General features: G+C 69.0%; 1 protein-coding gene. It reads right to left on the bottom strand.

Annotation, left to right across the window (positions count from 1 at the left end):
* The coding region (locus tag E9549_RS22800; RefSeq protein WP_236828886.1) for an IS481 family transposase at nt 1–985 on the bottom strand (985 nt) is incomplete at its 3' end.
* Nucleotides 986–1,120 lie beyond the last annotated feature (135 nt).

Below are 1,120 nucleotides of genomic sequence, written 5' to 3'. Positions count from 1 at the left end.
TGTACTGACCGGGGAGGTTGGTCAAGCGGCTGATGGGTGGGTGGCCGCCGATGCCGGTGTGGGGCCGGTGGTGGTTGTAGGCGTGTAGCCAAGCAGGAAAGGCTGCGCGACGGTCGGCCTCGCTGGTGAACATCTCGACGAAGGCCCACTCGCTGGTCATGGTGCGGTTGAACCGTTCGACCTTGCCGTTGGTCTGCGGGCGGTAGGGCCTGGTCCGTTTCGGAGTGATGCCCAGTTCGGCGCAGGCGGTAGCCCAGTGGCGGCTGCGGTAGCAGCCGCCGTTGTCGGTCAGCACCCGGCGGGTGATCACGCCACGGTCGGCGAACCAGGCCACGGCCCGGCGCAGTACCGCGGTCGCGGTGATCCCGAGCTCGTCGTCGTGGATCTCGGCGTAGGCCAGCCGACTGTGATCATCGAGGATGACGTGGATGAATCCGTGGCCTATCAGCGGGTCGTGGTGGCGGCTGCGGGCACGACCACCATCGAGGTGCCGGTTCACGTTGCCTCGCTCGCGACCGAGGAAGCGCCAGCCACCGCCGGCGGGGATGTTGCCCAGCTTCTTCACATCGGCGTGCAGCAGGTCGCCGGGTGCGGCGTGCTCGTAGCGCACGACCTGGCGTTCGCGGCGCTCGAGTCGAGACAGCCGGCTGAGGCCGCAGCGGCGCAGCACCGCCCCGGCGGTCGAGGGCGCCACGCCGGTCTCTGCCGCGAGCCGGACCGCGCCCCACCGCTTGCGCAGCCGCAGCGACACGATCCGCTTCGTCCTCGCCGCATCGGTCTTGCCTGGGCTGGTGTGTGGTCGGCTGGAGCGATCGACCATGCCGGCCTTGCCCAGCAGCCGGTATCGCTCGGCCCACCGATCGGCGGTCTTCCACGCGACCCCGAAGAACTCCGCGGCGCGAACCTTGGGCCAGTCCTCCTCGACGACGAGCTTCGCCAGCCGCAGACGCTGGCGCGGGGTCAAGGCGGCATTAGCGTGGAGCACGAGGACCTCCGGTGCTTCGTGGAATGGGTGCCTTCAGCAGCTCCACTCCACGCCCGGAGGTCCTCCCCTCACAAGATCCCTCAGTCAGATCCCGGAGTCACAGCTCCTCGACCAACGTCTCCGGTCAGTACAGCT

The sequence above is a fragment of the Blastococcus sp. MG754426 genome (assembly GCF_021699055.1).
In the GTDB taxonomy this organism is placed as follows: domain Bacteria; phylum Actinomycetota; class Actinomycetes; order Mycobacteriales; family Geodermatophilaceae; genus Blastococcus.
Note: the sequence above shows the minus strand (reverse complement) of the source record. Positions and strands in the feature narration are given on the sequence as shown.